General features: G+C 72.7%; 3 protein-coding genes. 2 read left to right on the forward strand and 1 reads right to left on the reverse strand.

The annotated features are described in order from the left end of the window. Positions 1-564, reverse strand: a 564-nt coding sequence (locus C1I95_RS32780; protein WP_111219856.1) for an HD domain-containing protein, incomplete at its 3' end; no start/stop codon positions are given. Positions 565-773: 209 nt separating this feature from the next. Between C1I95_RS32780 and C1I95_RS32785 the strand changes: the two genes are divergently transcribed. Then, positions 774-2027 carry an FUSC family protein gene (locus tag C1I95_RS32785; protein ID WP_111219858.1) on the forward strand — a complete coding sequence of 418 codons (1254 nt, stop codon included), beginning with the start codon at positions 774-776 and terminating at the stop codon, positions 2025-2027. Positions 2028-2092: 65 nt separating this feature from the next. After that, the coding region (locus C1I95_RS32790) for a PrsW family intramembrane metalloprotease (protein ID WP_111219860.1) at positions 2093-3493 on the forward strand (1401 nt) is incomplete at its 3' end.

Raw genomic sequence — 3493 nt, forward strand, 5'->3', positions numbered from 1 at the left:
GATTTGGAAGAGCGCGGGTAGGGCTAGCAGGGCGGAGAGGACCTGGGTGCGGCCGGCTCGGTAGTCCGTTGGGGGTACGTGGGCGTATTCGCGGCGGATCGCGGCGGCGTACCGGTCGTAGCCGGGGGGTGGCGCGGCCAGGATGGCGAGGTCGGCGTCGCAGAGCAGGGCGCCGTCGGTGTCCGCCGGATCCACCAGGTGCCCGGCGGTGAGCAGGATCAGCCGGCGCACCTCGGCCACCTCGGCGGCGGGCAGCCCGGCCCGGGCGAGCAGCGTGCCGGCGAGCGCCGCGCTGTCCCGTTCGTTCCGGTCGCCCGGTGCCCGCGGGTCGTACACCGCGTCGTGGCACCAGGCGGCGAGGCGGACCAGGTCCGGCCGCGACGCCGTTGACGCGTACCGGTCGACCACGTCGAGCACGGCGGTCAGGTGCTCGATCGTGTGGTAGTGCCGGTGCGGCTCCCGCCATCGCTCGACCAGCTCGTTGCCGGCGGCGTCCACCGCCGCCGGGTCGGTCGCCCCGGCGTACCGGGCGGACGTTCGCCACCGTTCGATCAGCCCCGCCACCCGGCCGAGTCTGCCCTACCCGGGACGAGCGCGCACCGGCCGGCCTGCCCCATCTGCCCTGCCCGGGACGAGCGCGCGCCGGTCGGCCTGCCCAAGCCGACGTCAGCCGGCCGGGCCGGGAATGTCCTCGTACGGGCGAACCGTGACCGGACGGGAGGGTGCGCCAATTCGGCGAGGAATGTCCGGGCGTGCTGCGGGTAGTCGCGGGTATGGCGGACCGACGAATTCCGCTGCTGAGACGCGACCGCAAGCGCGAACGCCTGTCTGACGTGGACACGGCGCGGATCGCCGACACGGTGGCGCAGCTGCACCATCGGAGCAAGGCCACCCTGCACGAGCGTCTGCACCGGGTACGGATGTCAATCGGCCTGGCCGTGCAGGCGGGCCTTGCGGCCGGGCTTTCCTGGTTCGCCTCACACGACCTGCTGGGCAACCCGCAGCCGGTCTTCGCCCCGATCTCCGCTGTCGGCACGCTCGCCGTCTCGGTGGGCCAACGGTTCCGCCGGACCGCCGAGCTGATCATCGGGGTGGCGGTCGGGGTGGGCGTGGGGGACCTGCTGGTCTACTTCCTGGGTGCCGGACCGTGGCAGCTCGGGCTGGTCGTGACCGCCGCCATCCTGCTGACCATCTTCGCCGGCGGCAGCGTCGCCATCGTCATCCAGGCGGCGGCGACGGCGGTGCTGATCGTGACCCTCAGCCCGTCGGTCAAGAACCTGGAGTTACCCCGGTTCATCGACGCGCTCGTCGGTGGCGGCATCGCGTTGCTGGTCACCGCGGTCCTGCTGCCGCTCAACCCGCTGCGGGTGCTCAACCGGGCGGCCCGACCGGCCCTGGACCTGCTCGCCGCGCAGCTCGACGTCACCGCCGACGGGCTGCGCGAAGGGGACCGGGAGAAGATCCAGACAGCGCTGGACCGGCTGCGGGACAACAAGGAGGAGTTGACCACCCTCACCGAGGCGATCGAGGGCGCCAAGGAGACCACCCTGCTCTCCCCGGCGCGGTGGCACCGGCGCAGCGAACTCACGCACTACGCGGAGGCGGCCGACCCGATCGACCGGGCGATGCGCAACAGCGGCACGTTGATCCGGCGCGCGGTGACCCTGATCGAGGACGAGGAGCCGATCCCGGAGCCGATGCCGGACGCGGTGGCCCACCTCGCCGAGTCGGTACGCCTGTTGAAGAAGGAGTTCGCCCACGGCGAGGAGCCCGAGCAGGCCCGGGAGCGGTCGCTGCGCGCGGTCAGCGAGGCGGGCCGGGCGTACGCCGAGGGGGTGGGGTTCTCCGGCAGTGTGGTGGTCGCCCAGGTGCGTACCACCGCCAGCGATCTGCTGGTGGCCTCGGGCATCAGTCAGGAGGAGGCGAACCGGCTGGTGCGGACGTCCTTCGGCGAGATGGACCGGCCGGGCGCACCGGCCGGGCCGGAGCCGGCGCCGAAGCCGCCCACCGCGCCGCCGGTTGGTTGAGCCGCCTCGGTGGCGACCGTCGGCCCAGTGGCGGGCGTTGGGCCTGGTGACCGTCGGTGCGGCCGATGCGCCCGGCCCGCCGGGCCGGCGATGGCTACGCTGACCGCATGGCCGACACCCCGTCCGGCGGATCCCTGCCGCCGTCGCCGTCCGTGCCCGCAGCACCATCCACGGGTACCGACGTACCCGGAAAGTCACGTCGTCGGCTGAGCTGGCAGCGGGCCCTGGTGTTGGCCGGGGTGATCCTGCTGATCGCCGCCTGTGCGATCTTCATGCTCTTCCAACTCGGCACCAGCCTCGGCCCCGAGGCGCTGATGATCGGAGCGGCTGCCGCGATCCTGCCGGTTCCGGTGCTGGTGGCCTGCTTCCTCTGGCTCGACCGGTACGAACCCGAGCCACTGAAGTATCTGATCTTCTGCTTCGCCTGGGGTGCGTTCGTCTCCACGGCGGCGTCGCTCAAGGTCAACGAGACCGCCGCCGACTGGTTCGAGGACCGGGGGCTGCCGGTCGAGCTCACCGCGGTGCTGGTCGCGCCGTTCATCGAGGAGTTGACCAAGGCGCTCGGCCCGATCCTGCTGCTGGTCTTCCGGCGCCGGGAGTGGTCTGGCATCACCGACGGCCTGGTGTACTGCGGGCTGTCCGCGATCGGCTTCGCGATGGTGGAGAACATCCTCTACCTGGGCGGCTACGGGTACGCCTCGGGTGCCGAGCAGTACGGCCCGGCCACCGGGGCCCAGCAGGTGATCGCCATCTTCATTGTCCGGATCCTGCTGTTCGGGTTCGCCCACCCGTTGTTCACCGCGATGACCGGCGTCGGCCTCGGCATCGCCGCGCGGACGGCGAGCCGCCGGGTCCGGGTGTTCGCCCCGATCGCCGGCCTGCTGCTGGCGATGATGCTGCACGGGGCGTGGAACCTGCTGCCGACCCTCACCCAGGCCACCGGCGAGGTGTTCATCTCGATCTTCGGCTTCGTCGGTGTGATGGTGCCGATCTTCTTCGGCATGGTCGGCCTGGCGGTGTGGCTGCGGGCCTGGGAGGGGCGGCTCACCGAGCGGATCCTGCCGGACTACGTCCGGGCCGGCTGGCTCACGCCACCGGAGGTGGCGGCACTGAGCAGCCTCGGCCGGCGGCACGCGGCCCGGGCCTGGGCCCGGCGGGTGGCCGGCGACGCCGGTCTGCGGGCGATGCGCGGCTACCAGTTCGCGGCGACCCGACTGGCGTTGTTGCGCGACGGCGCGCTCCGGGGCCTGGACCGTCGGCCCGTTGACCGGGAGCGGACGGCGCGGGAGGAACAGGAGCTGCTGGCGGCGATCAGCGCGTACCGGTCGTTCTTCGTGGGCCGGGACCCGCAGTCCCCGGTCGGCGTCTGGGACGGGCACCGTTACCACCTGCGGTTCCCGGACGGGTCGCAGCGGTCGGTGGACGCGCCCGAGGAACCGGTGGTCCCGATCCCGGTGGTGCTGGCC

The sequence above is a fragment of the Micromonospora craterilacus genome (genome assembly GCF_003236315.1).
Lineage (GTDB): Bacteria > Actinomycetota > Actinomycetes > Mycobacteriales > Micromonosporaceae > Micromonospora > Micromonospora craterilacus.

Coding starts and splice junctions, on each gene's coding strand:
- C1I95_RS32785 (WP_111219858.1), top strand. CDS start 774: ATGGCGGACCGACGAATTCCGCTGCTGAGACGCGACCGCAAGCGCGAA.